This is a genomic window from Sphingomonas arantia, assembly GCF_042682045.1.
Lineage (GTDB): Bacteria > Pseudomonadota > Alphaproteobacteria > Sphingomonadales > Sphingomonadaceae > Sphingomonas_R > Sphingomonas_R arantia.
Window position 1 is genome coordinate 794,387 of record NZ_JBHUGS010000001.1, and the last position, 24,943, is coordinate 819,329.

33 protein-coding genes and 1 tRNA gene are annotated in these 24,943 nt (G+C 67.0%); 25 read left to right on the top strand and 9 right to left on the bottom strand.

The annotated features are described in order from the left end of the window. Positions 1–138 precede the first annotated feature (138 nt). Positions 139–1,626, top strand: a complete 1,488-nt coding sequence (locus tag ACFSGX_RS03795) for a lipopolysaccharide biosynthesis protein (RefSeq protein ID WP_380927596.1) — start codon at positions 139–141, stop codon at positions 1,624–1,626. A 126-nt stretch (positions 1,627–1,752) separates the two neighbouring features. Here the strand turns inward: ACFSGX_RS03795 and ACFSGX_RS03800 are convergent, their stop codons facing one another. Both ACFSGX_RS03800 and ACFSGX_RS03805 read right to left on the bottom strand, forming a co-directional pair. Next, positions 1,753–2,835 (bottom strand): polysaccharide deacetylase family protein, encoded by a 1,083-nt coding sequence (locus ACFSGX_RS03800; RefSeq protein WP_380927597.1) that lies wholly within the window; start codon positions 2,833–2,835, stop codon positions 1,753–1,755. A gap of 76 nt (positions 2,836–2,911) precedes the next feature. Next, entirely contained in the window at positions 2,912–3,529 is a 618-nt protein-coding gene (locus ACFSGX_RS03805) for a DNA-3-methyladenine glycosylase family protein (protein WP_380927599.1), read from the bottom strand. 84 nt (positions 3,530–3,613) lie between these two features. Here ACFSGX_RS03805 and ACFSGX_RS03810 point away from each other — a divergent pair, with 84 nt between their 5' ends. Continuing rightward, positions 3,614–3,931 (top strand): 2Fe-2S iron-sulfur cluster-binding family protein, encoded by a 318-nt coding sequence (locus ACFSGX_RS03810; RefSeq protein ID WP_157175058.1) that lies wholly within the window; start codon positions 3,614–3,616, stop codon positions 3,929–3,931. A gap of 214 nt (positions 3,932–4,145) precedes the next feature. Here the strand turns inward: ACFSGX_RS03810 and rlmB are convergent, their stop codons facing one another. Continuing rightward, on the bottom strand, positions 4,146–4,895 hold the full coding sequence (gene rlmB, locus ACFSGX_RS03815) for a 23S rRNA (guanosine(2251)-2'-O)-methyltransferase RlmB (RefSeq protein ID WP_380927601.1): 750 nt from the start codon (positions 4,893–4,895) through the stop codon (positions 4,146–4,148). Between the two features lie 140 nt (positions 4,896–5,035). On the opposite strand from rlmB, the gene ACFSGX_RS03820 reads away from it, so the two are divergent. The 3 genes from ACFSGX_RS03820 (at position 5,036) to ACFSGX_RS03830 (ending at position 6,390) form a co-directional block, all read left to right on the top strand. Then, positions 5,036–5,122: transfer RNA gene (locus ACFSGX_RS03820), tRNA-Tyr, on the top strand. 180 nt (positions 5,123–5,302) lie between these two features. After that, positions 5,303–5,839, top strand: a complete 537-nt coding sequence (locus ACFSGX_RS03825) for a tyrosine-type recombinase/integrase (protein WP_380927603.1) — start codon at positions 5,303–5,305, stop codon at positions 5,837–5,839. Then, the gene (locus ACFSGX_RS03830; protein ID WP_380928226.1) at positions 5,836–6,390 is read left to right on the top strand and encodes a GPO family capsid scaffolding protein; all 555 of its coding nucleotides are present in this window, start codon (positions 5,836–5,838) and stop codon (positions 6,388–6,390) included. Before ACFSGX_RS03825 ends, ACFSGX_RS03830 begins: the two co-directional genes overlap by 4 nt. A gap of 31 nt (positions 6,391–6,421) precedes the next feature. Here the strand turns inward: ACFSGX_RS03830 and ACFSGX_RS03835 are convergent, their stop codons facing one another. Further along, positions 6,422–6,955 carry a P2 family phage major capsid protein gene (locus ACFSGX_RS03835; RefSeq protein WP_380927605.1) on the bottom strand — a complete coding sequence of 178 codons (534 nt, stop codon included), beginning with the start codon at positions 6,953–6,955 and terminating at the stop codon, positions 6,422–6,424. Here ACFSGX_RS03835 and ACFSGX_RS03840 point away from each other — a divergent pair. From ACFSGX_RS03840 to ACFSGX_RS03915, 16 genes are all read left to right on the top strand, one after another. Then, positions 6,894–7,499 carry a gp53-like domain-containing protein gene (locus ACFSGX_RS03840; RefSeq protein ID WP_380927607.1) on the top strand — a complete coding sequence of 202 codons (606 nt, stop codon included), beginning with the start codon at positions 6,894–6,896 and terminating at the stop codon, positions 7,497–7,499. The genes ACFSGX_RS03835 and ACFSGX_RS03840 overlap by 62 nt on opposite strands. 24 nt (positions 7,500–7,523) lie before the next feature. Further along, a complete protein-coding gene (locus ACFSGX_RS03845) occupies positions 7,524–7,790 on the top strand; it encodes a hypothetical protein (RefSeq protein ID WP_380927608.1) in 267 nt (88 codons plus the stop codon). A 130-nt stretch (positions 7,791–7,920) separates the two neighbouring features. Continuing rightward, entirely contained in the window at positions 7,921–8,742 is an 822-nt protein-coding gene (locus ACFSGX_RS03850; protein WP_380927610.1) for a DNA adenine methylase, read from the top strand. Positions 8,743–8,910: 168 nt separating this feature from the next. Next, positions 8,911–9,507: a hypothetical protein gene (locus ACFSGX_RS03855; RefSeq protein ID WP_380927611.1), complete on the top strand. Its 597-nt coding sequence runs from the start codon at positions 8,911–8,913 to the stop codon at positions 9,505–9,507. Positions 9,508–9,515: 8 nt separating this feature from the next. Then, positions 9,516–10,052, top strand: coding sequence for an RES family NAD+ phosphorylase (locus ACFSGX_RS03860; RefSeq protein ID WP_380927612.1), 537 nt, complete (start codon positions 9,516–9,518; stop codon positions 10,050–10,052). Positions 10,053–10,267: 215 nt separating this feature from the next. Beyond that, a complete protein-coding gene (locus ACFSGX_RS03865) occupies positions 10,268–10,807 on the top strand; it encodes a phage baseplate assembly protein V (RefSeq protein WP_380927614.1) in 540 nt (179 codons plus the stop codon). 5 nt (positions 10,808–10,812) lie between these two features. Then, positions 10,813–11,151, top strand: a complete 339-nt coding sequence (locus ACFSGX_RS03870) for a GPW/gp25 family protein (RefSeq protein ID WP_380927615.1) — start codon at positions 10,813–10,815, stop codon at positions 11,149–11,151. An 11-nt stretch (positions 11,152–11,162) separates the two neighbouring features. Next, positions 11,163–11,486 (top strand): hypothetical protein, encoded by a 324-nt coding sequence (locus tag ACFSGX_RS03875; RefSeq protein ID WP_380927616.1) that lies wholly within the window; start codon positions 11,163–11,165, stop codon positions 11,484–11,486. A gap of 105 nt (positions 11,487–11,591) precedes the next feature. Further along, complete coding sequence (locus ACFSGX_RS03880) at positions 11,592–11,927, top strand: Ogr/Delta-like zinc finger protein (RefSeq protein ID WP_380927618.1); 336 nt, start codon at positions 11,592–11,594, stop codon at positions 11,925–11,927. 108 nt (positions 11,928–12,035) lie between these two features. Further along, a complete protein-coding gene (locus ACFSGX_RS03885) occupies positions 12,036–12,209 on the top strand; it encodes a hypothetical protein (RefSeq protein ID WP_380927620.1) in 174 nt (57 codons plus the stop codon). Positions 12,210–12,232: 23 nt separating this feature from the next. After that, on the top strand, positions 12,233–12,655 hold the full coding sequence (locus ACFSGX_RS03890) for a hypothetical protein (protein ID WP_380927621.1): 423 nt from the start codon (positions 12,233–12,235) through the stop codon (positions 12,653–12,655). Beyond that, positions 12,652–12,888 (top strand): hypothetical protein, encoded by a 237-nt coding sequence (locus tag ACFSGX_RS03895; protein ID WP_380927623.1) that lies wholly within the window; start codon positions 12,652–12,654, stop codon positions 12,886–12,888. The genes ACFSGX_RS03890 and ACFSGX_RS03895 overlap by 4 nt, the downstream gene beginning before the upstream one ends. A gap of 55 nt (positions 12,889–12,943) precedes the next feature. After that, positions 12,944–13,186: a DUF2312 domain-containing protein gene (locus tag ACFSGX_RS03900; protein WP_380927624.1), complete on the top strand. Its 243-nt coding sequence runs from the start codon at positions 12,944–12,946 to the stop codon at positions 13,184–13,186. Beyond that, positions 13,186–13,665 carry a hypothetical protein gene (locus ACFSGX_RS03905; protein WP_380927625.1) on the top strand — a complete coding sequence of 160 codons (480 nt, stop codon included), beginning with the start codon at positions 13,186–13,188 and terminating at the stop codon, positions 13,663–13,665. Before ACFSGX_RS03900 ends, ACFSGX_RS03905 begins: the two co-directional genes overlap by 1 nt. 38 nt (positions 13,666–13,703) lie before the next feature. After that, the gene (locus ACFSGX_RS03910; RefSeq protein WP_380927626.1) at positions 13,704–13,904 is read left to right on the top strand and encodes a hypothetical protein; all 201 of its coding nucleotides are present in this window, start codon (positions 13,704–13,706) and stop codon (positions 13,902–13,904) included. Continuing rightward, positions 13,901–14,134: a helix-turn-helix transcriptional regulator gene (locus ACFSGX_RS03915; RefSeq protein WP_380927627.1), complete on the top strand. Its 234-nt coding sequence runs from the start codon at positions 13,901–13,903 to the stop codon at positions 14,132–14,134. Before ACFSGX_RS03910 ends, ACFSGX_RS03915 begins: the two co-directional genes overlap by 4 nt. Positions 14,135–14,272: 138 nt before the next feature. Here ACFSGX_RS03915 and ACFSGX_RS03920 read toward each other — a convergent pair whose 3' ends face one another. The 5 genes from ACFSGX_RS03920 to ACFSGX_RS03940 all read right to left on the bottom strand — a co-directional run bounded on the left by ACFSGX_RS03920 (position 14,273) and on the right by ACFSGX_RS03940 (position 17,057). Further along, positions 14,273–14,413, bottom strand: a complete 141-nt coding sequence (locus ACFSGX_RS03920) for a hypothetical protein (protein WP_380927628.1) — start codon at positions 14,411–14,413, stop codon at positions 14,273–14,275. A 78-nt stretch (positions 14,414–14,491) separates the two neighbouring features. Next, positions 14,492–14,842 (bottom strand): hypothetical protein, encoded by a 351-nt coding sequence (locus ACFSGX_RS03925; RefSeq protein ID WP_380927630.1) that lies wholly within the window; start codon positions 14,840–14,842, stop codon positions 14,492–14,494. 41 nt (positions 14,843–14,883) lie between these two features. Beyond that, positions 14,884–15,693 (bottom strand): universal stress protein, encoded by an 810-nt coding sequence (locus tag ACFSGX_RS03930; protein WP_380927631.1) that lies wholly within the window; start codon positions 15,691–15,693, stop codon positions 14,884–14,886. A 37-nt stretch (positions 15,694–15,730) separates the two neighbouring features. Beyond that, positions 15,731–16,453, bottom strand: coding sequence for an alternative oxidase (locus ACFSGX_RS03935; RefSeq protein ID WP_380927632.1), 723 nt, complete (start codon positions 16,451–16,453; stop codon positions 15,731–15,733). A 25-nt stretch (positions 16,454–16,478) separates the two neighbouring features. Beyond that, complete coding sequence (locus ACFSGX_RS03940; protein ID WP_380927634.1) at positions 16,479–17,057, bottom strand: GNAT family N-acetyltransferase; 579 nt, start codon at positions 17,055–17,057, stop codon at positions 16,479–16,481. Positions 17,058–17,292: 235 nt separating this feature from the next. Here ACFSGX_RS03940 and ACFSGX_RS03945 point away from each other — a divergent pair, with 235 nt between their 5' ends. The 4 genes from ACFSGX_RS03945 (at position 17,293) to ACFSGX_RS03960 (ending at position 24,911) form a co-directional block, all read left to right on the top strand. Then, positions 17,293–18,342: a zinc-dependent alcohol dehydrogenase family protein gene (locus tag ACFSGX_RS03945; protein ID WP_380927636.1), complete on the top strand. Its 1,050-nt coding sequence runs from the start codon at positions 17,293–17,295 to the stop codon at positions 18,340–18,342. Positions 18,343–18,572: 230 nt separating this feature from the next. After that, the gene (locus ACFSGX_RS03950) at positions 18,573–20,510 is read left to right on the top strand and encodes a M61 family metallopeptidase (protein WP_380927638.1); all 1,938 of its coding nucleotides are present in this window, start codon (positions 18,573–18,575) and stop codon (positions 20,508–20,510) included. 17 nt (positions 20,511–20,527) lie between these two features. After that, positions 20,528–24,091 (top strand): hydantoinase B/oxoprolinase family protein, encoded by a 3,564-nt coding sequence (locus tag ACFSGX_RS03955; protein ID WP_380927640.1) that lies wholly within the window; start codon positions 20,528–20,530, stop codon positions 24,089–24,091. Positions 24,092–24,266: 175 nt separating this feature from the next. Continuing rightward, the gene (locus tag ACFSGX_RS03960) at positions 24,267–24,911 is read left to right on the top strand and encodes a DUF969 domain-containing protein (protein WP_380927642.1); all 645 of its coding nucleotides are present in this window, start codon (positions 24,267–24,269) and stop codon (positions 24,909–24,911) included. Positions 24,912–24,943 lie beyond the last annotated feature (32 nt).

The window sequence follows — 24,943 nt, forward strand, 5'->3', positions numbered from 1 at the left end:
TTCGAGAGGGACGAATCGTGGCGTAGGTTAGCGCGGAAGCGTTACCAGCGTCTTTGCGTTCCATCGTTTGGCCCACGGCGATCCGTACAAAAGCGCGGTCTTCACCGTTCATGCACCCGAACCGGCGAAACATGCGTAATGAGCGGGATGGTGCCGGACGAGCGAATCACGGATGCGGGCGAACCCGCGGGCTTTGCCAAGCGGGTGATGACGGCTGTTTTGTGGCGGTCGGGCAGCCAGTTCGCCGCGCAGATGGTGATGTGGACGGCGACGTTCTTCGTCATCCGGCTGTTGCAGCCGTCCGATTACGGGCTGTTCGCGATGACGCAGAGCATCCTGGTACTGCTCAACCTGCTGTGCGGATATGGGTTCGCCAGCGCGCTGATCCAGGCGAAGGAGATCGACGAAAGCAAGGTGCGGCAGGTGTTCGGCCTGCTGATCGTGCTGAACGGATCGATCGCGCTGGCGCAGGTGCTGCTCGCGCCGCTCGCCGCCGCCTATTTTCGGCAGCCGATGGTGACGCACATGCTGCGCGTCCAGGCGCTGATCTATATCTCGACGCCGTTCATCGCGTTGCCGTCCGCGTTGCTGGCGCGGCGGATGGATTTCCGGCGGGAGGCGCAGGTGAATTTCGCCGGGGCGATCGCGGGGGCGCTGACCGCGCTGACCTGTGCGCTGGCCGGGGCGGGGGTGTGGACGCTGGTCATGGCGCCGATCGCGTTGTTCTGGACCCGGGCGATCGGCATGACGATCGCGGCGCGCGCGCTGGTGTGGCCGAGCTTCCGGTTCGCGGGGCTGGGCGGCACCTGGGCGTTCGGCGGGGCGATGATCCTGAGCCAGTTCCTGTGGTTCGTGCAGACACAGGCCGACGTGGCGATCGGCGGACGCGCTCTGCCGCCGCATGAGCTGGGGCTTTATACGACCGCGCTGTTCCTGTCGCAGATCGTGACGTCGAAGTTCATCCCGCCGCTGAACGATGTTGCCTTCTCCGCCTATGCGCGGATTCAGAACGACCGCGCGGCGGTGGCGTACGGGTTCGGCAAGGCGGCGCGGATCGTGATGCTGATCGCGGCGCCGTTCTGCCTGGGGCTGGCGGCGACGGCCGAGCCGCTGATCCTGACGGTGCTCGGCGAGAAGTGGGCGGAGGCGGTGCCGCTGGTGCGGATCGTGGCGCTGGCGATGCCGGCGCTGGCGATGCAGATCCTGTTCTCGCCGGCCGCGACCGCGCTGGGGCAGCCGGGCGTGCAGGTGCGGGTGAGCGCGTGCGGCGCGGTCATCATGCCGGTGGCGTTCATCGTCGGGATCCATGCGATCGGCGGCGGGATCGGGCTGGCGAGTGCCTGGGCCTGGGGGACGCCGCTGCTGATGCTGGTGACCGCGCGGCTGGCGATGCCGGTGATCGGGGTGACCGCGAAGGCGATGGTTCGGGCGGTGTTGCCGGGGCTGGGATCGGGGATCGTGATGGCGCTGGCGGTGCTGGGCGTGGATCAGATGATCGACATGCGGAGCCCGGCGCTGCGGCTGGCGGTGCTCGTTGTGGTCGGGGGTGCGGTGTATTGCGGGCTGGTGCTGACGTTCGCGCGCACGACGGTGCTGGAGGCGATGCGGTTGTTGCTGCGGCGGTAGTCCGTTGTTCCCGGCGCAGGCCGGGGCCTGGGTAGTGCTTAGCAGCGGGGGGTCTTCAACGCTTCGACAGCCGTGTGACGCGGTTTCACCTAGGCCCCGGCCTTCGCCGGGGAACTTGACGGTTGGTTACTCGGTCCGCGGAACTGCGGCGGCGATGATTTCGCTGGCGCGGGCGGGTTTGACGTTGTGGCGGTCGAAGCGGTCGAAGACGGCGTCCCACCAGCTCCAGAACGCCTTCAGATCGGCCTGGTCGCGGACGTAGGGCGTGTGGCCCGGGACGACCGAAGGCGTGTGGAACGACAGGCTGAACAAGGTGATGCCTTCGTCGAGCAGCCGGTCGATCACGGCCAGCGCCTCCGCCCGCGGCATCCCCTCCGGCGTCAGCGCGACGCGGTTGAGCAGCCGCAGGCGGGCAAGCGGGCCGCGGAGCGCGGCGTGGCGGTGCAGCTGGGGGTGGCGGTTGAGCAGCCCGGTGTACCCGGCGGTGAGCGGCAGTTCGAGCATGGTCGGCGAAATCCACCAGGGCCAGACCGGATGGCCCGCGAAGTTCGGGCCGGTCTGGTCGCTGTAGTCGAACAGCGCGCGGACCGAGACGTCGAGCCGGTAGCCCGCCTCCGCCAGCAGGCCGGCCGTGTTCGGGCCGATGCCGTAGCGCCCGGCGCGGTAGATGACCGGGCGGACGCCGGTGGCGACCTCGATCTGGTCGGTCAGCGCGTGGAGCTTGGCGCGTTCCAGCGCGCGCGGCAGGTTGCCGACGAAGCTGTTGGGTTGCGACACGACCTCGTCATAGGGCGGGTTCACCCAGGGGTGGAGCTGGGTCCCGACCTCGCATTCGTCCGCCTCGATCATCGCGCGGACCGCATCGGCGCTGGCGGGCGTTTCGACCACGGGATAGTCGACGAGATAGGTCGGCACGATGCCGCGGTCCACGAAGCGGCGGTTGGCGGCGGGCAGCGCCAGCATCGCGGTGGTGGCGCGTGCATCGCGGCGGACGGGCTGCGTCCAGTCGAATTCCTCCTCCGCATCGCCGAAGATTGCGAAGCGGCAGCCGAAGTCCGGCGCGAACAGTGCGCGGTCGGTGGCGGCCGGCGGACGGTCGAGCCGGCGGGGTGCCTCCGCGTTCAGCCCGAACGACTCCCGGTCGGTGTCACCCGGCCCGGACTCGACCGCAGTGGCCGTCGGCAGATCATGAAGGTTCCAGCTATCCATAGTCAGACGGTCCTGTACCGGGACCGGTTTAAATTTTGATACCGCACCGCCGGCGGATTGACCAGTGGCGGCGATTCTACAGCACGAGCGTGTTGTAATGTGCCCAGGCGAAGATCGCGGCGGCCCCGCGATGCGGCCGCCAGGGTTCGGCCAGCGCACGGGTTTCGCGTTCGGTGGGACGGGCGGGCAGCCCGAGCAGCCGGCCGACCTCGATCTGGATCGCGAGATCGCCCGCAGGCCAGACGTCGGGCCGCCCCTCGGCGAACAGCAGGTAGATTTCGGCGGACCAGCGGCCGATGCCCTTGACCGCGACCAGCGCGGCGATCGCGGCTTCGTCGCCGGCGGGGAGCGCGGCCAGATCGAGCCGGCCGCTCAACACCTCGTCCGCGAGGCTGCGCGCGTAGGCCGATTTCTGGCGCGAGAGCCCGGCGGTGCGGAGCGTCTCGTCGGACATCGTCGCCAGGATGTCGAGCGGGAGTCCGGGGCCGACGAGCGCCTCGAGCCGCGTCCAGACCGCGGCGGCCGACGCGACGCTGACCTGTTGCCCGACGATGGTGCGGAGCAGCGTGGCGTGACCGCGGTCGTAGATCCGCGGCGCGGGCATCCCGATCCGCCCGATCCCTGCGGCGAACGCCGGTTCGATCGCGGCCAGCGCGGTGAGGCCGGCGTCGAGGTCTGCCGCGTTCAATCCCATGCGTCTGGCCCGTTTGCTACGCTTGCGTTCGCCGGGGCACGCGGACATAGCGCGACCAGGACGGTTCGTCGGAAGGATGCCCTAATGCCCAAGTTGATTGTCGTCACGCGCGACGGGACCGAACATCCGATCGAAGGCGAAGCCGGGCTGTCGGTGATGGAGGTCATCCGCGACGCGGGGATCGACGAGTTGCTCGCGCTATGCGGCGGATGCTGTTCGTGCGCGACATGCCACATCGTGGTCGATCCGGCCTTTGCCGACAAGCTGTTGCCGATGGATGCGGACGAGGACGACCTGCTCGACAGTTCGGATGCGCGGACGCCGACGTCGCGGCTGTCGTGCCAGATCCCGTTCGATGAGGCTTTGGACGGGCTGAAGGTGGCGATCGCACCGGAGGATTAAGGGCTGCGGTGGGGTTTTTGAACCCGGCCGCTGAGCGTTCCCCGGCGTAGGCCGGGGCCTAGACGCAGCCGTTTCACCTAGGCCCCGGCCTTCGCCGGGGAACTGGCGATGGGTTGGATACGGCTTTGCAGTATCCCCGCGGAGGCGGGGATCCAGATCGGAGCGCGGAACTGGACCCCCGCCTGCGCGGGGGTACGGTACGTGTCGTCTGTCCTTAGCCCAGCTTGCGGGTGGAGGCGGCGTAGAGCGCGATCGCGGTCGCGTTGGACACGTTCAAGCTCTCCACCGCGTCGCTGATCGGCAGGCGGGCGAGCGTGTCGCAGTGGGCCTGGGTGTTGACGCGCATGCCTTCGCCTTCCGAGCCCATGACGAGGGTCAGCTTGGCGGTGCCGAGCGCCTCGTCGAGCGTGCGGGGGGCGTCGCCGGTCAGGCCGATGCGCCAGTAGCCGGCCTCGCCGATCTCGTCGAGCGCGCGGGCGAGGTTGACGACGCGGATCCAGGGCAGGACCTCCAGCGCGCCGGATGCGGACCGTGCGAGTGCGCCGGATTCCGGCGGGGAGTGGCGGTCCTGCGTGATGATGCCGAGCGCGCCGAACGCCAGCGCTGACCGCATGATCGCGCCGACATTGTGCGGATCGGTGACCTGGTCGAGCATGACGAGCGGGCGTTCGTTGTCCTGACCCAGTTCGAGCAGGTCGCCGAGCCAGATGTCGGGCAGCGGCTCGACTTCGATCACCAGCCCCTGGTGCGGCGCGTCGCTGGGCACCAGCCGGCCGAGGTCGGGACCCTGGGCGAAGGTGATCGGGATCGACTTGTCGATGTCCAGCCCGGCCAGCGCCTCCTGCGTGCCCCAGACGCGGCGGACGTCGCGGTTCGGGTTGGCGAGGGCGGCGAGAACCGGATGCTTGCCCCAGATACGGGGACGGCCGGGGGCGGCGGATGAGGGGCGATGACCTTTGCGCATGGCGGCCCTTAGCCCGGTCGCCGCGAATTAGCCAATCGTGGTCGCCGAAACATGTGGATCGATCGGGCGTGCGGCGACGAGCGGCGTTGACAGGGGGGCCGCCATTCGCCATTGAGCCGCCTCCCGCAAGGGACGCCTGTGGACAGGTGGCCGAGTGGTTAAAGGCAGCAGACTGTAAATCTGCCGGAGTTTCTCCTACGTAGGTTCGAACCCTACCCTGTCCACCAACCCCCTAATTTGGGGAGGTTCCGCGAGATACCGCGACGTCCCGGGAGCCCGGAAAAACCTTTGCGCTGTAGGGTTTTCGGCGCGATACGACGTCCCACAATGTACCGTAGCTATCCGCAACAGCATCACCAGCCGGGGGGTACTCTCGGGGTATCGCCTTCCAGCGTTGGGGGTACCCGATGCTAACGGATATCCGGTGCAAGGCGGCGGAGAAACGCGCGGCCGCATACAAGCTGGCGGACGGCGAGGGGCTGTACCTGTTCGTCACGACTACCGGCTTTCGTTCGTGGCGGCTGAAATACCGGTTCCAGCAGAAGGAAAAGCTGCTGACGTTCGGGCCGTATCCGAAAGTCAGCCTGAAGGACGCGCGCCGGATGCGCGACGACGCACGTCGTCTCCTTCACGACGGACAGGATCCAGGAGCCAAGGCGACACCGCAGGACGTCGAACACTCGCGGAAGTTCGAGACGATCGCCCGGGAGTGGCATGCGCTCCAGTCGGCGATCTGGACGCCGCACTACGCGGACGACGTCATTCGCAGTCTGATGGACTACGTCTTCCCCGTGATCGGACAGCAGGACATTGCGACGGTTCGTTCGGATCAGGTTCTGACGATCGTCCGGACGATCGAGGCCCGGCCCGCGATCGAGACCGCGCGACGGGTATCCGCGGCTTCAGCGCCGACGCACCGTTCAACGCCTACGGGTCGGTCCTGAATGTCGAGGCCGGCGAAAAGGTGATCGTCATCGACGGCAAGTCGGAGACCCGCAAAGCGCTTTTCGCGATGGTCGACGCCACAGACAGTCTCGTCACGCTCAACCGTGACAAGCAGAAGGTCTATCCCTCGGTCGAGATCAACCCGAACTTCGCCGGCACCGGCAAGGCGTACCTAGTCGGCCTCGCCGTCACCGACAGCCCGGCGTCGCTCGGGACCGAGCTGCTCGAATTCACGTCCAAGCACAGCAGCACGGTGCTGACCCAGCCGATCGAGACGAAGATCGAGTTCGAGGACGTGCCCGCGGACCCGAGCGCCGGCGCATTCTCGGCGATGGCAGCATTCTTCACCAAGATGTTGGGCGCTGCTCCGACACCGCCCGTCGTGCCCGTCGACGGTATTGGGCAGCGGCACGATCGGCATGGCTGGACGCCAGTTCGCCGATGGTGGCGAGCCCGCCCTCCACCGAAGGAAGGGCCGCGGCTGCTGATTGTGCCAGGACTTGGTCCCGGTGGCGGCGAGCGAGGCTCATTGCGGCTTCCTGATCGGTAGAGGGCGAACGGGGGGATGGGACAGCAGCCGCTTAAGCGGCCGGCTTGGCGCCCATGACGATGTTCTCGACCAAGGCGCAGCGGCCATAGTCCTCGACGACGTAGGCCTCGTTGACGGACTCGTAGTTCTCGATCTGGTCGAGCGCCGGTTCGTCGCGGAGCTGGCGGCGGGTGGTGCCGGCCTGCGTGTAGATCGCGAGATTTTCGAAACTGGTGATCAGCATCGCGTTCGCGGGGAACGAGGGGACGCGGACCGCGGGCATCCCGCCGATCTTCTTCTCCGACATGATGACGTCGCGCGCCAGCATCTCGGTCGCCTTGTCCCCGGCCGCGTTGACGATGTTGAAATACTTGTCGTGGACCAGGTCACGCCCGACGATCACGACCAGGTCGGTATCGTCGCGGTGCCATTCGTCGACAAGCTCGACGGCATCGAAGGCGAGCGCGTCGAGATTGACGAAGTCGCGCTTCGTCGCGTCCGCCAGATCAGCGACATAAATCGCGTTGGCCGGCCTCGACGCCGACCTGCTGGGTGGCCTCGGCAGCAGCTGGTACAGCGCGATCACCGACCGCCTCGGCTATGTGCCAGTCACGCAGGGCGGCGGCGCGGGGCAGGGCGCGAACAGGGTCTATATCGGGTGGGGCGCAGGCTCGCGGTTACGTGCGCAGGTCGATGGTTCGGACCTCGGCAACATCGTCTTTGACTTCCACGTGACTGACGTCTGGCGTTCGTCGAACGACGGGTCCGGCTCCGGGCTCGACGCCGATCTGCTCGACGGACGCCACGCCTCCGACTTCGCCCTAATATCCGACTTCAGCAACCAGTCGCTCGAACCGACCGGCTGGCAGCGGATGCCCGGCGGCCTGATCCGCCAGTGGGGCGAGGCGATCGTCACCGACAGCAGCGGTGTCACCAACGTCGTCTTCCCCGTCGCCTTCCCGAACCGCTGCCTCAGCGCGCAGGCCACCAACCTCGCGGCGGGCATCCCAGCCGCCTGGGCGGGGGTCGGCAGCTTTACGCGGAACGGCATGCTCGTCGGGCACGCCGCGCCTGGTGGCGGCCCCGCCGGCATCGGCACCGCCGCGCGCTGGGAAGCGATCGGACACTGAGTTTCAACCCCAGGAGCAAGACCCATGAAGACCACCATCCTCGAACGCGACAACGACACCCGCAAGTTGAAGGTCCGGTTCGAACAGGACGACGTCGTCCATGACCGGTTCGTCAACGGCTGCTACAAGGGCAATACGTTCGACAAGGCCGCGACCGATGCCCGCATCGCCGACGTCGCGCGCGGCGTGGCGTACAAGATCGGCGTGGGCGTCGTGACCAACGTCGTCGAGCAGCCGATGCCGGAGCCGCTCGAAGCGCCGGCCGAGCCGGTCGCGCCGACCGAAGACTGATCCCCCAGCCGGGGGGTCAGGGATGCGTCAACATCCCCGACCGCGGGCCTGCACCCGCACCATGCACGGCCGCGGCCGTGTCCAGTTCCCCCGCCGGGATCCGGCGGGGGCATCGTGCAGGAAATCCAACATGTCTACCGATCTCGAACCCGTCTCGCCCACTCGTCCCGTCGCCGGCTACATCGGCGGCAAGCGCAACCTCGCCAAGCGGATCTGCGCGATCCTCGATCGCACGCCGCACACCAGCTACGCCGAACCGTTTGTCGGGATGGGCGGCATCTTCCTGCGCCGCACGCGCCGCCCGCGCGCCGAGGCGATCAACGATATCTCGGGCGATGTCTCCGGCCTGTTCCGGTGCCTTGCCGAACATTACCCTTACATGATCGACATGCTTCGCTTCCGGGTCGCCGGTCGGGCGGAGTTCGAGCGCTTGCTGGGGCAGGATCCCGAGCGGCTGACCGACCTGCAGCGCGCGTGCCGCTTCCTTTTTGTCCAGCGCCTGGCGTTCGGCGGGCAGGTCGCCGGGCGGGTGTTCGGTGTCAGCGCGGCAAATCCAGCACGGTTCGACGTGGGCAAACTCGAACCTATGCTGGCGGACCTGCATGATCGGCTTCAGGGCGTGACGATCGAGCGGTTGCCGTACGGCGAGTTCATCCGGCGCTACGATCGCGACGGGGCGCTCTTCTATCTAGATCCGCCTTACTGGAATTCCGAGACCGACTACGGTCGGGACGTGTTCGCCCGCGCGGACTTCGCGTCGCTCGCTAACCAGCTGCGCGGGATCAAGGGCCGTTTCCTGCTGTCGATCAACGACAACCCGGACGTGCGCTCGACCTTCGCTGGGCTCGACATGGTTCCCATCTACACGACCTACACCGTCGCGTCGGGCACCGCGACGAAGGCGGCCGAGCTGCTGATCTCCAACTTTGCGGCGGAACCGAACAATTGTTAAGATTGAATTAAAGAAACGAGAGTCTCCTAACCTAGTCTCTTGACATGGATCAAACCTTCAAAACCGAGGCCATCGCGACGTTTCTTAGCGTCGTCATTCTCGTGTATCGCCTCCCTGAGATGGCTCGAATAACCTTGCTAAGACAGCATTAGGCGCTAAATTTAGCCTATGGCTGCCAACGAGAAAAATTTGAAGTTTCGTACTCTGGGGAATCGGACTGAGATCTCCGTTTCTAAGGCGAAACGCTTTCCGAAGAAGTTCGGTAGTGGAGCCGAAGAGGGGGTGCTCGTAGGCAATCTTAGCGGCGATCTTGTGAGATTCGTTACTGCGCCGACGCTAAAGGGCCAATCCCCCAAGAGTGCGATTTTTCATTGGCGTGCCAAGGGCAAAAAGGGAAAAAAGGGCAACTACGTTGAGTTCACGTCTCTGACGAAAGGGCCCGTCTTGGAAGTCGATACGGGAACGTTGCAGGCAAATGAACCAGAGCTGTCCCGTATTGAAGAACGGCTGACAGTCGGAGAGCGTGTTAAGAAGCTAGGGGTTGAACCCGGAAAAAGACTTTCGGCTGACGAGGCGCTCACAGCTAAACGTGGCATTGTTATGTACTCACTTGACCTGTTTAGTTCAGAGCGAGAAGCTGAGGTTTTTTTGCAGGCCAAAAACTTTGATGGAACTGGCGTGACCGGTGAGCAGCTCATACAAGATGGCCGCACTGGACGGGTAATTTCTCGTTTGGACGAATTGCGCTTTGGCTTTCAGGGTTGAATTGAAGCGTGAGTTTTGCAATTTCGTCGGTGAAAGACCGGATCCTGTACCGAGCCACCTCGTTGAAATACTATTCAACTGGCCTTGCCTCGATTGGCGCACGTAAATCTGCTGGCCGATTCAACAGGCATGGGCAGAGTGCCATGTACCTCTCGTTTGAGCCCGAGACTGCTTTGAAGGAATATTGGAACGGTACGATACGTCCGGTAGTGACTATTCCCGTTAATTTTAGTTCGGAAAGACTTGTTGATCTGAGAGGTGGAGTGTCCGGAATGGATAGCCACTGGATTGATTGGGTTTGCGCCTGGAAGGATGCTCGCGAGTTATTCGATAATGGCGACAAAACGGCTGATTGCTCGAGCTGGAAATGCTTTGATGACGTGATCAAGCGTAATATGAACGGAATTATCTATCCGTCACAGCAGAATTCTACTGGCACAAATCTTGTGCTATTCCCGGAGCACGCGATATTAAATACATGGATATACACGCCAGTCGATCCCGGAAGCGAGATCGCGGATGCGAACCCTGTAGACCTTTCTTAGACCACTATTAACGTTGATCGCTGATTCTAGGAGATATTTCTCTGCTGTGCTTTTCGGGACGGAAAGATAGTCAGATCGAAAGTTCGCCAGGGCGCGTTTTTGCAATTTCCGGCCCTAGCGCAGCTAGTTAGTATGTCGCCCCGGCTACTGTAGAGACGCATTCTACAGTAGCCGGACCGCGCGCCCCGCCGCGTCGCCCGCCATGGTCCCCAACCATGAGCGACCCTTCCGACACCCAGCGCCTGATCGGCGACGCGATCCGCCTCGGCACGATCGAGACCGTCGACCGCGCGGCGGCGACCTGCACGGTCCGGATCGGCGACCTGCTGACCGACGAAGTGCCGTGGCTCGCATTCCGCGCCGGCGGCTCCTGCGCCTGGTCGCCGCCGACGATCGGCGAACAGTGCCTGCTGCTCTGCCCGGAAGGTGACACGGCGTCCGGCGTCGTGCTGCTCGGCCTCTACTCCGACGCCAACCCAGCCCCGTCCTCGGCTGACAAGCTCGACCTGCTGCGCTTCGCGGACGGTGCCGAGATCAGCTACGATGCCGTCGCCCACCGCCTAACCGCGAAGCTCCCCGCCGGCGGGTCCGCGACGATCGATGCGCCGGGTGGGATTGAGCTGATCGGCCCCGTCACCATCACCGGCAAGGTCACCGTTTCCGACGACGTCGTGGCGGATGGGATTAGCCTGAAGAGCCACGTTCACGCCGGAGTCCAGTCGGGCGGCGCGAAGACGCTGGTGCCGTTCAAATGATGGGCATGTCCGCCACCACAGGCCGCCCGCTCGACGGTGCCGAACATCTCCGCCAGTCGGTCGCCGATATCCTGACGACGCCGCTCGGCACGCGCGTCGGCCGCCGCGACTACGGCTCCGAACTGTTCGGCCTGGTCGATCAGGCGATGACGCCCGCGCTCCGGCTCCGCCTGTTCGCCGCGACCGCCATGGCGCTGCTGCGCTGGGAACCGCGGCTGAAGCTGACCGCGATCTCGCTGGTCGCCGACGCCGCCGGCACCGCCCGGCTCGTCATCGACGGGCAGCGGACCGACGTCACCCCCGCCGCACGCACCTCCCTTACCGTCCCCCTCGCGACCGCCTGAAGGATCTCCGCATGGCTTACCAGCATGGCATTACCGTCACCGAACTGAGCGAAGGCGCGCGCGCCCTCGTCACCGTCGCCACCGCCGTCGTCGGCCTGATCGCGACCGGCCCCGCGGCCGACGCCACCGTGTTCCCGCTCGACACGCCCGTGCTGGTGACGGACCTGGACGCCGCGATCGGCAAGGCAGGCGTGACCGGCACGCTGCTGAACGCGCTGCGCGCCATCGCCGACGGTCGGCGCGACCGCGCGCGATGTTGGCGAGGCTCTGCAACACACGCTCGTCGTGGCCGTGCCGGGCGCCACCCCCGCGCAGGTTCACCGGGCGATCACTGAGACGCAGGAAGCCGCCACCCGCATCGCGGTGCTGCTCCGCCGCCTCGGATCATTCCTGAAGTCGCCCGCACCGGCCGGCTCGGATACCTTGGGGGGAGCCCAAAAATGACGCGTACTACGAAATCTCGAAATGCCGGCATGGCTTGTCCGCATTGCGCGGAAAGGATGGTTGTCCGCACCAGTCAGCAGGTGACGCTGACCGTGCGGGAAGCCGAATACTCCTGTGGCGGATGCGGCTTCCGCTGCGTCTCGCAGCTGTCGATCATCCGCGTGCTGCGCCAGCCCGACGTCCTCAACCCGGAGGTGCCCCGCCTCCCTTTCTCAAATCCGAACCTCCAGTGGAGCAGGGCGAAACCGGCGAACGACGATGCCCCGTTGCCCGCGAACGATGACGAGGTTCCGCCCCGCGTCGCGGTAGCGGCACCCCTCCGACCCGGCTGATCCGGTGCGGCACCCGCCGCCCGCCTGACCGATCCCAAACCACCATGACTGACCCGGCGGTAGCTCCCCTGCTGCCGGGCTCGCCTTCCCCTTGCCCGGAGAAATGCCGTGAAACGACACGATCCTGCCCGTCTGCCCGGCTCCAGCTTTCAGAGCGAGGTGGTCCTCGAAACGGCGATGGCCCGCCCGCGCACCGCCGCCATCCTGCTCCTGGTATTCCTCGCCATCCTCGCCCTTCCGGCGATCGTCATCGCCGCGATCGCCCGCGCCACCCCCCGCTGAACCTCGAACGGAAGGATCGCCTGATGACCCCAGCTGCATATCTCCGCCTGCGCCGTGTCGCCGCCGGCCTCTCGATCGGCGACGTCGCCACCGTCCTCGCGCCCCGCATCGCCAACCGGCGCACCGCCTTCGCCCTGGTGCGCTTGTGGGAAGCCGACGGCGTCATCGCGGAGCCGACGGACGTGATCCGCCTCCGCGCCGCATTCCGCTTCGACGTCGCCGTCTATCGCCAGCTCTGCGAGGGTCCGGAGGATCGCCACCCGCGGATCTGTACCGGCTGCGCCTGCAGCGAGCGGGATCCCTGCCTCAGCGAGCTTGCCGGCACCTGCGGCTGGGCAAGCGACACGCTCTGCACCCGGTGCGAGGCCCGCTCGCTCCGCGACGCGGCGGACTGGATGGATGCCGCCATGGGCCGGACCTTCATGCCCGAAGGGCTGGCGGCATGATGCGCGCGCCGATCGCAACCGCCCCGCGCCCCGCCATGCGGATACACTCCGTGGCTTGTGACTGCCCGCCATGCTCGCACGTCGCCGGTCCCCCGTCCGACCCGCGCGAACTGCGCGTCCGCGCCGCCATGTTCAGCCTCGCCGCCATCATCGGCACGCTGCTCGCCTACACCGTCACGCCGCAACAGCTCGCCGCCGGCGCCGGCGACGTGATCGCCTCCGCGGTCCGCTAGCCGGCAGCGCCCTCTCCAAACCTCGCCGCCGCCCCCAATAGAAAGGATCCAACCCATGTCCGACGACAACGTCGCTGCCGACCAATTGCGCCTCTTCATCGAGCGTATCGAACGCCTTGAGGAAGAAAAGAGGGGAATGGCCGACGACATCAAGGATGTCTATCAGGAGGCCAAGTCCACCGGGTTCGTGCCCGCGACCATGAAGACGATCGTCCGCCTTCGAAAGATGGGCAAGGACGCCCGCGATGAGATGGACGCTCTGGTCGAGACCTACCGCAACGCGCTGGGTCTCCACTGATGACGCAGTCGCGACGCGCGTGGATTGGGCGTTTTGTCGCGACGCTCGAGGCTCGTCTAGATCTCTACGCCCGCATCGGTCTCCGCCGCGAAGGCGAAGCCGTGATCGTCGCATCACTGCAGCACGTTGTCGCACGCCACCGCGCGCAGCTCGACGCGTCGATCGCCGCGGATCTCGTGCCGGCCGTCGCGCCGACCGCTCGCGTGCCTGATCGCACAGCCACCGCTTGGTCGCATCCCGTCTTCTGGGCAAACGGCGAGTTCGACCCGTTCGCCGGCACCTGGGCGGACCGCATGGAGGCCAGCGCGGCGACCTGCCGGAAGCTCGGCTACGACGCGGCCGCCCAATCGTTCGAAGCGCACGCGAGCGACCCCCAGACGGCCATCGCCCCTGCCGGCGCGATCGACGAAGTGGCGCAGCTTCAGCTGGCGGCGATCATGCCGTTCGTCGCGGGGCCGCAGCTGGCGTTGTTCGCATGACGGCGGCGGCGCCTCGTAAAACTTTCACCGGCCGTAACGTGCGGGCAGGGTGCTTCGTCTGCCACGGCAGCGATGCGCACTGGACCAGCCCGAACGCCCAGGGACTTGCCGCGCGCCACCATGACGCCACCGGTCACGCGACCTGGTCCGACGTCTACCTGACCGTCCGATACGGACGCGACGAACCGGACGCTCGGCAGCTCGACATCGAAAACGCCATCGCGGCCCACGCCGCATGACGAACCATACCCCCAATACCCCGAAATCGAACGAGGCTCCTATGTCTGATCGACCCGACGAAGTTCTGCGGCTGCCTGAGGTCAAGCAGCGCACCGGCCTCAGCCGGACCACGATCTACCGGCTCATGGATCAAGGCCTATTCCCCGCGAATCGGAAGATCGGCATCCGCGCAGTCGGCTGGAAACGCTCCCTCATCGATGCCTTCGTCGCCACCGGCGCGACGAATTAACGAAGAGCACAAAAGAAATGCGGGGGTATCCTTGGGGGTATCGTCCGAATGGGACGGTTAGAAATGCAAGCATTTACAACATTTTACGGTCTGGCATCGAGCGGTACCCTGTCCACCAACCCCCCGTCGGGGGTCACCCTACAATAAGTTCTGGAACGTCGCGGCCGCGGCGCGCGGTAACAGCGTGCGGTTGAACGCCAGCGCGGCGTCGGCGACCATATCTGGCGTGGCGCGGGTGGTTTCACGGCGCCACGGCGAAGCGGCGGGCGATGTCGGCATGGAAGGCCTTGGTGGCCGTAGCCTGCACATCGGCCCGGTGTGGCAAGGGCGGCCCGTTGCCGAACGGTGCGCCGCCGGTCAGGACGCGATCGTGCGGTAGTGTTCGGCGCGCTCGATGAGCGACGTCATGTGTTGGCCGGCGTCGATCGTGAGCGGGTGATGGGTGAAGCCGGACCGCGGGGCGATGTAGGCGGCCATGTCGCGCGCCACCTGACGTTGTCGGTCGGTTCCCTCGGCCAGCACGGCGATCAGGAGGTTTTCGACGGCGATGGCGCGGATCCGCAGCTGCACGATTTCGGCATGGGTGAACGGCGCGACGTCGGCGTGCAAGGGCTGAGGGGTCGCGATCGCGCCGCCCTCGTCATCCCAGCGGGACAGCGCGCGGAGCCGGAGTTCGGCGGTCGTCTGGGACTGGTCCTGATCGGGCATGATGGCTTTCTGGTCGTTTTCGTGAACCGGGCGCCAGTCCGTCAGTGCGCCAGCAGGAGCGGGACCGGGCTGGAGTGGAGCAGGTCCCGGGTGACCCCGCCGAGCAGGAGTTCGCGAAGCCGCGAGCGGCCGAACGCGCCCATGACGATCAGGCCCACCCCGATCCCCGTTGCGGAATCGATCAGGGCGCGGCTGACACTGCCGTCGATCGGGCCGCGCTGGATGATCTCGACCGCGATGCCGTGGTCGGAAAGATAGCGCGCGGCATGGTCGCGCGGATAGGCCTGCGCGCGGTCCTCGACCTCGATCAGGTGGACGGAAGAGGCGATCCGAAGGAGCGGCAGCGCCGCCTTCACCGCCAGCGCGGCTTCGGCAGAGCCGTTCCAGGCGACCAGCGCGGGGCCGCTCGCATCGAAGCGTCGGGCGTCGGTCGGGATCGCAAGCACGGCGGCCATCGCACCGGTCGCCACCGCGGCGGCCAGCGGACGCGGATCATCCCAGGTCGCCGCCGGGCCGGCCAGGCTGAGGACGATCACATCGGCCAGCGCGGAGCCGGCGATCAGCCCGCGCGCCATCGCGTCGTCGATATGGCGCCATTCCCACGTGACGCCCTCGCTTTGCATCCTGGCTTCGACCCGTGCCTGAAGCGCGATCCGGAGCATTTCCATCTTGGCGGAGAACTCCGCCGGGAGTGCCGCGGCGAGGAGCGGATCGGTGGCCAGATAATCCTCGTAGGGTGTCGCATGCAGGCAGGTGATGTGGCCGCCGAACGCCCGCGCGAGATCGAATGCGGCCTGCATCCGGCTTTCCAGCCCCGTGTCGTCGTAGATGTGGAGAAGAATGGATTTCATCGGGTCGTCCTCGGGTCGCGGCGGCGGGGTGAAGCGATCAGGCAGCCGCGCGGAGTTCGGTGGCGTGAACCGGATAGGGCGCGATGATCCCGGTGCCCGGCGTGCCGGCCAGGGTGCTGGCGAAGCCGTGATTGACGTCGCGGTGATGCGCCTCGTCCGCGCGGACGACGAGCACGACGTCACGCAGCGTCGCGTTGTCGGGCAGCTTCCAGTAATGCTTCGCGATGTCCGGGGCGGGCACGTTGACCGAGCGGCCTTCGTCGATTTCCTGCAGGTAGAGCGTGTAGCTGGTCACGGCCTCTTCCTCGAAATAGCCGACGACGCGATGCGCGGTGCGGGAGGACAGAAGGTAGAGGGTCGAGAAACCGACCAGGAAGACACCCTGGACGCCGAGGATGACCATGCGTTCGAACCAGGTCGGCTTCGCAATTTCGATGAACGTCATGAGGTGCATGCGCTCGTTCTCGGCTTCCTCCATCAGCGTGCGGATCCAACCCTCGTCGCCGCGCATCCAGCGCAGGCAGCGCAGATGCGTGAACATCGCGCCGACCATGCCCGGCACGGCAGCGACGGTTTCGAGCACGATGGCGCGGTGGCCGTAGCGCTTGGCGAAGAAGGTATCGGCGCTGAACCGCAGGAGTTTCGTGAAGCCCAGCGCGAACCGGTCGGAGAAGCCGTGCGGTTCGTGATGGATGACCGGTTCGGCCGCGCGTTCGTCGGCGAGGCCGCGTGCGTCGGGCGCGAGGAGGGAGTTGACCATGAGGATGTCCTTGAGAAAATTGGGGTCAGGCGTGCGCGACGTCGAGCGTCTTGCGCAGCACCACGACGGCGGGGTCGCCGGGGCAGGGGGAGGCGGTCCACCCGCGTTCGCGCTCGAGACCGATCGCCGCGTGATTATCGCGGCTTTCCATCGATTCGAGCGTGCCGATACCCTTCGCCGCGGCAAAGGCCGCGACATGGTCGAGCAGTGTCCAGCTGATCCCGCGGCGCTTGAAATCGGCGCGGATGGCGACCGCGACCTCGGCGTTCGTCAGGCTGTCGTCCGTCGCGAGCATCGCGGTGGCGAGGATCGCGCCGGTGTCGTGTTCGATCGCGAGGAAGTTTTCGGTCCGCTGGTGATCGACGGTGATCAGCGCCTGGAGCTGCGCGTGGCTCACCTTCTGGATTGCGGTCAGGAACCGGAACCGGAGATCTTCCGTCGTCACGTGGTTGAAGAATTCCGCCAGTGCGGCTTCGTCGGATGCCGCCGCGGGTCGTACCGAGAAGGCGTAACCGCTCCGCGTGACGAGCGTGGTTTCGGCCTCCGGCATCGCTGCGCCCGCCCGGTCCCCGGCGAGCGTGCTCGCGTTCAATAGTTCGGTCACAGGTCATCCCCGACGAATGAAGCCGTCGGCACATCGCGGAACGGTAGCGATCGTCTAGCCGCGTCGATTGGCCGGGTGCAGCGTCGGGAAACACGTAGGATCATCCGGTCCGCGCCGCTGGGGAGGGCTGCGTAGTTTCCGAGGCTGCCTCGATCGGTCCCGATCCTCGACAACCGGTCATCAGATCTTGCGCGCTGGCGCGCCGACGATCGCACCTCGATGCAAGGACGTCCCCATGAAAGCTCTCGTCTACAAAGGTCCCGGCGTGAAGTCGTATGAGGATCATGCCAAGCCGGAGCTACGCGATCCGACCGACGCGATCGTGCGGATCACCCGGACGACGATCTGCGGCACCGACCTGCACATCCTGAAGGGCGACGTGGCGAGCTGCACGCCGGGGCGTATCCTGGGGCATGAAGGCGTCGGTGTTGTCGACGCGGTCGGCGCGGCGGTGACGGCGTTCAAGCCGGGCGACCATGTCCTGATCTCCTGCGTCAGCGCATGCGGGAAGTGCGATTATTGCCGGAAGGGGATGTTCTCGCACTGCACGACCGGCGGCTGGATCCTGGGCAACACGATCGACGGCACGCAGGCCGAGTTTGTCCGCACGCCGCATGCCGACACCAGTCTGTATCCGATCCCGGACGGCGCCGACGAGGAAGCGCTGGTGATGTTGAGCGACATCCTGCCGACGGGGTTCGAGTGCGGCGTGCTGAACGGAAAGGTGCAGCCCGGTTCGACCGTCGCGATCGTGGGGTCGGGGCCGATCGGGCTGGCGGCGCTGCTGACCGCGCAATTCTATTCGCCGGCGGAGATCATCATGATCGACATCGACGACAACCGGTTGGAGATCGCGAAACGCTTCGGCGCGACCGCGACGATCAACAGCAGCACCGGCATGATCGCCGAGCAGGTGATGGCGATGACCGGCGACCGCGGCGTCGACACCGCGATCGAGGCGGTCGGCATCCCGGCGACGTTCGAACTGTGCGAGCAGATCATCGCGCCCGGCGGCGTGATCGCCAATGTGGGCGTACATGGCAAACCGGTGACGCTGCATCTGGAGGCGTTGTGGGACCGCAACATCGCGATCACGACGCGGCTGGTCGATACGTCGAGCACGCCGATGCTGCTGAAGATCGTGGCCGCGCAGAAGATCGACCCGACGTTGCTGATCACGCACCGGTTCGGGTTCGACCAGATGATGGAGGCCTACGAGACATTCGCCAACGCCGCCGAGACGGGTGCGCTGAAGGTGATCATCGCGGCTGAGGCGACCTCGTAAGCGTGCGCGGGGCCGTTCTGACCGGGGGGCGTTCGTTGCTCTCGGGTCATGGCGCCGGTCCTTCGGATCCCTGGGCTCGCCGGGGCTTCGGCGATGCGGCGTCACGGGTCCCGCCTCTGCCATGCGACGGAGGTGCGGGGTGGCGCGTCCGGGCGGTTCGGTGATGGATTGACGGGGCGGGGCAGGGGCTTCATCCCATCGGTCTGCCCGTTGCCGGAGATCCGTTGCCGATGTCGTTCCGCCCTGTCCGCCTTGCCGTCCAGTCCGTCCTGCTGGTCACCACCTGCCTCTCGGTCGCCGCCAGCGCGCAGCCGCGGCAGACGATGGCGGCGGTGCTGCCGGTGCCGGACAATATTCCCGCGGCGCGCGACGTGGCCTATCCGGGGACGGTGACGCTGGTCGTGGATGCGACCGATACGCAGCGCGGCATCTTCACGGTGCGCGAGACGATCCCGGTGGCGCAGGCCGGGCCGCTGACCTTGCTCTATCCGAAATGGCTGCCGGGCAACCATGCTCCACGCGGGAGCATCGACGATGTCGCGGGGCTGAAGATCAGTGCGGGCGGACAGGTGCTGCCGTGGAAGCGCGATCCGGTCGAGGTGTACGCCGTCAAGGTCGACGTGCCGCAGGGTGCCACCGCGGTGACGGTCGAGTTCCAATATGTGTCGCCCGTGTCGAACGCGCAGGGCCGCGTGGTGATGACGCCCGAGATGCTGAACCTGCAGTGGAACCTGACGGCCTTCTATCCGGCCGGATATTATGCGCGGCAGATCCCGGTGGCGGCGACGGCGATCCTGCCGGTGGGCTGGAAATATGGCGTGGCGCTGGAGCCCGTCGATCCGGCGGCGACCGGGACCGTGGCGTTCAAGCCGGTGTCGTTCGAGACGCTGGTCGACAGTCCGATGTTCGCGGGCATCAATTTCCGGCAGGAGACGCTGGCGCCGGGCGTGCGGCTGAACATCGTCGCCGATACGCCCGAGGAGCTGGCCGCGACGCCGGAGCAGATCCACAAGCACCGCAACTTGGTGACGCAGGCGACGCGCCTGTTCGGCGCGCAGCATTACGACCATTATGATTTCCTGCTGGCGATCACCGACAAGATGGGCGGGATTGGGCTGGAGCATCACCGGTCGTCCGAGAATGGCGTCACGCCGGGCTATTTCACCAAGTGGGACGAGGGATCGGGCCGCCGCAACCTGTTGCCGCACGAATATACCCATAGCTGGGACGGCAAGTATCGCCGCGGGGCGGACCTCTACACCGCCGAATATTCGCAGCCGATGCGCAATTCGCTCCTGTGGGTCTACGAGGGCCAGACGCAGTATTGGGGTTATGTGCTGCAGGCGCGGTCCGGTCTCGTGTCCAAGGAGGATACGCTTGCGGCCTATGCGTCGATCGCGGCGACGCTGGACAAGCGGCCGGGGCGGAACTGGCGCCCGCTGATCGATACGACCAACGATCCGATCCTGTCCGCGCGGCGGCCGCAGCCGTGGGTCAGCTGGCAGCGGTCGGAGGATTATTACAATGAGGGGCTGCTGATCTGGCTGGATGCCGACATGCAGATCCGCGAGCTGACGAAGGGGAAGAAGTCGCTCGACGATTTTGCGCGGGTGTTCTTCGGGATGAACGACCGCGACTGGGGCGTGCTGACCTATCAGTTCGCGGATGTCGCGGCGGCGCTGAACAAGGTCGTGCCCTATGATTGGAACACGTTCCTCGACACGCGGGTGAACCAGATTGCGCCGCGTGCGCCGCTCGGCTGGCTGGAGAAGGGCGGGTACCGGCTGGTCTATGCCGCGGAGCCGACCCAGTGGTGGAAGAACAACGAGAAGACCGCGAAGAACACCGACCTGACCTATTCGCTCGGCTTCACGGTCGGCGCGGACGGCGGGCTGGGGCAGGTGATCTGGGACAGCCCGGCGTTCCGGGCGGGGCTGACCAACAATGCGGTCATCACCGCGGTGGGCGGGAAGGCGTATAGCGGCGACGCGCTGAAGACCGCGGTCAAGGACGCGCAGACGCGCAAGACGCCGATCCAGCTGCTGGTGAAGCAGGGCGACCGGTTCAGCACGGTCGCGATCCCTTATTATGACGGGCCGAAATATCCGCGGCTGGAGAAGGTGGGCAAGGGCACTGCGCGGCTCGACACGCTGCTGACCGCGCGCTGAGCGCGGGGGCGGATAGCATGTGGCGGTTCTGGGTCGATCGTGGCGGCACGTTCACGGACATCGTGGCGCGTGACCCCGACGGGACGATCCGGACGGCCAAGCTGCTGTCCGCCGATCCGGAACGCTATGACGATGCCGCGGTGGCGGGGATCCGCCGGCTGACGGGCATCGCTGACGGGACGTTGCCGCCGCTGGAACTGCGGATGGGGACGACCGTCGCGACGAATGCGCTGCTGGAGCGCAAGGGCGCGCGGACGTTGCTGGCGATCACGGCGGGGTTCGGCGATGCGCTCAGGATCGGGAACCAGAACCGGCCGGATATCTTTGCGCGCGACATCCGGTTGCCTGAGCCGCTGTACGACGATGTCGTGGAGATCGGCGAGCGGGTGACGGCGGAGGGTGCGGTGTTGCAGGCGCCCGACCCGGACGCGGTGCGTGCGGCGTTGGGTGCGGCCTATGACGCCGGGTTCCGGGCGATTGCGGTCGTGCTGATGCACGGGCATCGGCATCCGGCGCATGAGGTGATCGTCGCGGACATCGCTCGCGCGGTGGGGTTCCGCCAAGTGTCGGTCAGCCATGTCGTGGGGCCGCTGGTGAAGCTGATCGGGCGCGGCGATACGACCGTGGCGGATGCGTATCTGTCGCCGGGGCTGGCGGCCTATGTCGACCAGGTGCGCGCCGGGCTGGGTGCGGAGGCGCGGACGTTGTTCATGCGATCGAGCGGCGGGCTGGTCGATGGGGCGCTGTTCCATGGGCGCGACGCGATCCTGTCGGGGCCGGCGGGCGGGATCGTGGGGATGGCCCATACCGCGCGGGCGGCGGGTGTTGACGACGTGATCGGGTTCGACATGGGCGGTACATCGACCGACGTGTCGCATTATGCCGGGCGGTACGAGCGGACCAACGAGGCGGTGGTGGCGGGCGTGCGGATCCGTGCGCCGATGATGCGGATCCATACGGTGGCGGCGGGCGGCGGATCGATCTGTTCGGTCGAACAGGGGCGGTTCCGGGTTGGGCCGGAGTCGGCGGGCGCGGTACCGGGGCCGGCCTGTTACCGGCGCGGCGGGCCGTTGACGGTGACCGACTGCAACCTGTTGCTCGGACGCATTCGGGCGGAGCATTTTCCGAGCCTTTTCGGGCCGAATGGCGACCAGCCGCTCGACGCGCAAGCGGTGGTGGCGCGGCTTGAGGAGCTTGGGCTCGACATGCCGGCGGAACAGGCGGCGGAGGGGTTTCTGGCGATCGCGGTGGCCAGCATGGCCAATGCGATCAAGACGATCTCGACGGCACGAGGCCATGACGTGACGCGCTACACGCTCGCCTGTTTCGGCGGGGCGGGCGGGCAGCATGCGTGCCTGGTGGCGGATGCGCTGGGCATGGGGCGGGTGATGATCCACCGGCACGCGAGCCTGTTGTCGGCTTACGGCATGGGCATGGCGCGGCAGTCGGCGGTGCGCGAACGGACGCTGGGGATCGCGCTGGATGCGGACGCCGGACCGGCGATCGCGGAGGCGGTGGCGGCGCTGTCGGACGCGGCGCGGGCGGAGCTGGCGGAGCAGGGGATCGTGGACGCGGCGGTCGACGGGAGCGCGCATCTGCGTCAGCCGGGGAGCGAGAGCGCGATCGAGGTGGCGCTGGGCGATCCGGCGGCGATGGCGGCGGACTATGCTGCGGCGTACCGGGCGCGGTTCGGTTATGCGAGCGATGCGGTGCCGGTGCTCGACATGCTGCGCATCGAGGCGGTGGAGCCGGGCGATGCGGGGGACGAGCCGGACTGGGCGGCGGCCGGCGAGGATGTAGCGGAAAGCGCGACGGCCTGGATGGACGGCGCGGCGCGGTCCGTTGCGGTCCGGCGGCGTGGGGCGCTGGCGGCCGGGACCGAGGTCGCGGGGCCGGCGCTGATCGTCGATGCGACGTCCACCGTGGTGGTCGATCCGGGCTGGTCGGCGCGGGTCGATGCGCTCGGCAATCTGATGCTGGCGCGGGTGGACGGGGTGGCCGGGGCGGAGGTCGGGCCGGAGCTGGACCCGGTGCGGCTCGAGATCTTCGACGGTCAGTTCATGGCGATCGCCGAGGAGATGGGCGCGGCGTTGCAGCATAGCGCGTCGTCGGTGAACATCCGCGAGCGGCTCGATTTCTCCTGCGCGTTGTTCGACGCGCGCGGCAGTCTGATCGCCAATGCACCGCATATTCCGGTGCATCTCGGGTCGATGGGCGACAGCATCCGGACGATCATCGCCAATCGCGGAGGCGCGGCGGACGGGCGCGGGATCTTGCGCGGCGACGTCTACGCGCTGAACGCGCCTTATGCGGGGGGCACGCATCTGCCCGATTTGACGGTGGTGATGCCGGTGTTTGCCGCCAAAGATCGAAAAAGCGCGTCGGATGCGCCGGACTTCTTCGTCGTGGCACGCGGGCATCATGCCGATATCGGCGGGTCTAGCCCGGGGTCGATGCCGCCGGGCAGCACCTCGGTCCTCGAAGAGGGCGTGCTGTTCGACGACGTGCTAGTGGTCGATGCCGGGCGGTTCCGTGAGGCGGAGGTGCGCGCGCTGCTGGCCGGCGGGCCGTGGCCGGCGCGCGATCCGGATCGCAACATCGCCGATCTGCGCGCGCAGGTCGCGGCGTGTGCGCGCGGGCAGGCGGGGCTGGATGCGCTGGTGGAGCGCTACGGGCTGGTCACGGTCGCGGCCTATATGGAGCATGTCCAGGCCAATGCCGATGCCGCGGTGAAGGCGTTGATCGCGGACCTGCCGGAGGGGGCGTTCGCGTACGAATTGGACGGGGGTGCGGTGGTGCGCGTGGCGGTGCGGATCGACCGCGCGGGGCGGACCGCGACCGTGGATTTCACGGGCACGAGCGGGCAGTTGCCGAGCAACTTCAACGCTCCGCGGTCGATCACGCGGGCGGCGGTGATGTATGTGTTCCGGACCCTGGTGGGGGGCACGATGCCGCTCAACGACGGGTGCCTGCGCAGTGTGGAGATCGTGATCCCGGACGGGTCGATGCTGTCGCCACGCTATCCGGCCGCCGTGGTGGCAGGGAATGTCGAGACGAGCCAGGTGGTGACGGATGCGCTGTACGGGGCGCTGGGGCTGCTGGCGGCTTCGCAGGGGACGATGAACAATTTCACGTTCGGGAATGCGGCGCATCAATATTACGAGACGATCGCGGGCGGCGCGGGGGCGAGTGCCGCGGCCGACGGGGCGAGTGCGGTGCAGACGCACATGACGAACAGCCGGCTGACCGATCCGGAGGTGTTCGAGGACCGGTTTCCGGTGCTGATCGAACGCTTCGCGATCCGGCGGGGGTCGGGAGGTGCGGGGGCGCATCGTGGCGGCGACGGCGTGGTGCGGCATGTCCGGTTTCGCGAGGCGATGACGGCGGGGATTTTGTCGAACCGGCGGCGGGTGGCGCCGTTCGGGGTTGCTGGCGGAGCGGATGGCGCGGTGGGCATCAACCGGGTGCGGCGGGGGGACGGTTCCGTCGAGATGCTGGGCTCGACCGCGCTGGTGGAGATGGCGGAGGGGGATGTTTTCCTGATCGAGACGCCCGGTGGCGGCGGGTTCGGGGCGGCGTGATGGCGTGGGTTGGTTGTGGCGCCGATGTGGTGTGTTCGGCTTCGAAACGATCGAGCCATGACCGCAAGTGTTCCCCGGCGCAGGCCGGGGCCTTTGTGCGGGCGCTTCACCTAGGCCCCGGCCTTCGCCGGGGAACTGTTCTGGCGGGCGGGCGCGGGGTTGGGTCTTTGGTGTCGTGTTAGTCCTGTCCGGCATTGCGGTCGTCGCGCTGGGTTTCCTCCTGCGGTTCAATCCGTTGTTGGTCGTCGCGGCTGCCACGCTTGTGACGGGGCTGGCGGCGGGGTTGGAGCCGGTGGCGGTGTTGGCGGCGTTCGGGCGGGCGTTCAACGACACACGCTATGTGACCATCATCTATATCGTTTTGCCGGTTGTCGGGCTGCTGGAGCGGCAGGGATTGCAGGCGCGGGCGCGTGGGTTGGTGGCGGGGATGCGGGGGGCGACGGTGGGGCGGTTGCTGCTCGGCTATATGCTGTTCCGGCAGGTGACGGCGGCGCTGGGGCTGACGTCGATCGCGGGGCATCCGCAGACGGTGCGGCCGCTGGTGGCGCCGATGGCGGTCGCGGCGGCGGAGCGGCAGGGGTTCGATCAACCCACGTGCGAGCGGGTGAAGGCGATGGCGGCCGGGACCGACAATATCGGGCTGTTCTTCGGCGAGGATATCTTCATCGCGATCGGATCGATCCTGCTGATCAAAGGGACGATGGCGCAGTACGGCTACGACATCGCGCCGATCCATCTGTCGCTGTGGGCGATCCCGACGGCGGTTGCGGCTCTGCTGGTGCATGGCGCGCGGTTGTTGTGGCTGGATCGGCGGGCGTGAGGGGTTTCTGCGGGCTCGGCTCGGGCGGCGTT

Excerpts from the sequence above, each read along its gene's own strand:
- ACFSGX_RS03795 (WP_380927596.1), top strand. The coding sequence starts at position 139 with ATGAGCGGGATGGTGCCGGACGAGCGAATCACGGATGCGGGCGAACCC.
- ACFSGX_RS03800 (WP_380927597.1), bottom strand. The coding sequence starts at position 2,835 with ATGGATAGCTGGAACCTTCATGATCTGCCGACGGCCACTGCGGTCGAG.
- ACFSGX_RS03805 (WP_380927599.1), bottom strand. The coding sequence starts at position 3,529 with ATGGGATTGAACGCGGCAGACCTCGACGCCGGCCTCACCGCGCTGGCC.
- ACFSGX_RS03810 (WP_157175058.1), top strand. The coding sequence starts at position 3,614 with ATGCCCAAGTTGATTGTCGTCACGCGCGACGGGACCGAACATCCGATC.
- rlmB (WP_380927601.1), bottom strand. The coding sequence starts at position 4,895 with ATGCGCAAAGGTCATCGCCCCTCATCCGCCGCCCCCGGCCGTCCCCGT.
- ACFSGX_RS03825 (WP_380927603.1), top strand. The coding sequence starts at position 5,303 with ATGCTAACGGATATCCGGTGCAAGGCGGCGGAGAAACGCGCGGCCGCA.
- ACFSGX_RS03845 (WP_380927608.1), top strand. The coding sequence starts at position 7,524 with ATGAAGACCACCATCCTCGAACGCGACAACGACACCCGCAAGTTGAAG.
- ACFSGX_RS03850 (WP_380927610.1), top strand. The coding sequence starts at position 7,921 with ATGTCTACCGATCTCGAACCCGTCTCGCCCACTCGTCCCGTCGCCGGC.
- ACFSGX_RS03855 (WP_380927611.1), top strand. The coding sequence starts at position 8,911 with ATGGCTGCCAACGAGAAAAATTTGAAGTTTCGTACTCTGGGGAATCGG.
- ACFSGX_RS03865 (WP_380927614.1), top strand. The coding sequence starts at position 10,268 with ATGAGCGACCCTTCCGACACCCAGCGCCTGATCGGCGACGCGATCCGC.
- ACFSGX_RS03870 (WP_380927615.1), top strand. The coding sequence starts at position 10,813 with ATGTCCGCCACCACAGGCCGCCCGCTCGACGGTGCCGAACATCTCCGC.
- ACFSGX_RS03875 (WP_380927616.1), top strand. The coding sequence starts at position 11,163 with ATGGCTTACCAGCATGGCATTACCGTCACCGAACTGAGCGAAGGCGCG.
- ACFSGX_RS03880 (WP_380927618.1), top strand. The coding sequence starts at position 11,592 with ATGACGCGTACTACGAAATCTCGAAATGCCGGCATGGCTTGTCCGCAT.
- ACFSGX_RS03890 (WP_380927621.1), top strand. The coding sequence starts at position 12,233 with ATGACCCCAGCTGCATATCTCCGCCTGCGCCGTGTCGCCGCCGGCCTC.
- ACFSGX_RS03895 (WP_380927623.1), top strand. The coding sequence starts at position 12,652 with ATGATGCGCGCGCCGATCGCAACCGCCCCGCGCCCCGCCATGCGGATA.
- ACFSGX_RS03900 (WP_380927624.1), top strand. The coding sequence starts at position 12,944 with ATGTCCGACGACAACGTCGCTGCCGACCAATTGCGCCTCTTCATCGAG.
- ACFSGX_RS03905 (WP_380927625.1), top strand. The coding sequence starts at position 13,186 with ATGACGCAGTCGCGACGCGCGTGGATTGGGCGTTTTGTCGCGACGCTC.
- ACFSGX_RS03915 (WP_380927627.1), top strand. The coding sequence starts at position 13,901 with ATGACGAACCATACCCCCAATACCCCGAAATCGAACGAGGCTCCTATG.
- ACFSGX_RS03920 (WP_380927628.1), bottom strand. The coding sequence starts at position 14,413 with ATGCCGACATCGCCCGCCGCTTCGCCGTGGCGCCGTGAAACCACCCGC.
- ACFSGX_RS03925 (WP_380927630.1), bottom strand. The coding sequence starts at position 14,842 with ATGCCCGATCAGGACCAGTCCCAGACGACCGCCGAACTCCGGCTCCGC.
- ACFSGX_RS03930 (WP_380927631.1), bottom strand. The coding sequence starts at position 15,693 with ATGAAATCCATTCTTCTCCACATCTACGACGACACGGGGCTGGAAAGC.
- ACFSGX_RS03935 (WP_380927632.1), bottom strand. The coding sequence starts at position 16,453 with ATGGTCAACTCCCTCCTCGCGCCCGACGCACGCGGCCTCGCCGACGAA.
- ACFSGX_RS03945 (WP_380927636.1), top strand. The coding sequence starts at position 17,293 with ATGAAAGCTCTCGTCTACAAAGGTCCCGGCGTGAAGTCGTATGAGGAT.
- ACFSGX_RS03950 (WP_380927638.1), top strand. The coding sequence starts at position 18,573 with ATGTCGTTCCGCCCTGTCCGCCTTGCCGTCCAGTCCGTCCTGCTGGTC.
- ACFSGX_RS03955 (WP_380927640.1), top strand. The coding sequence starts at position 20,528 with ATGTGGCGGTTCTGGGTCGATCGTGGCGGCACGTTCACGGACATCGTG.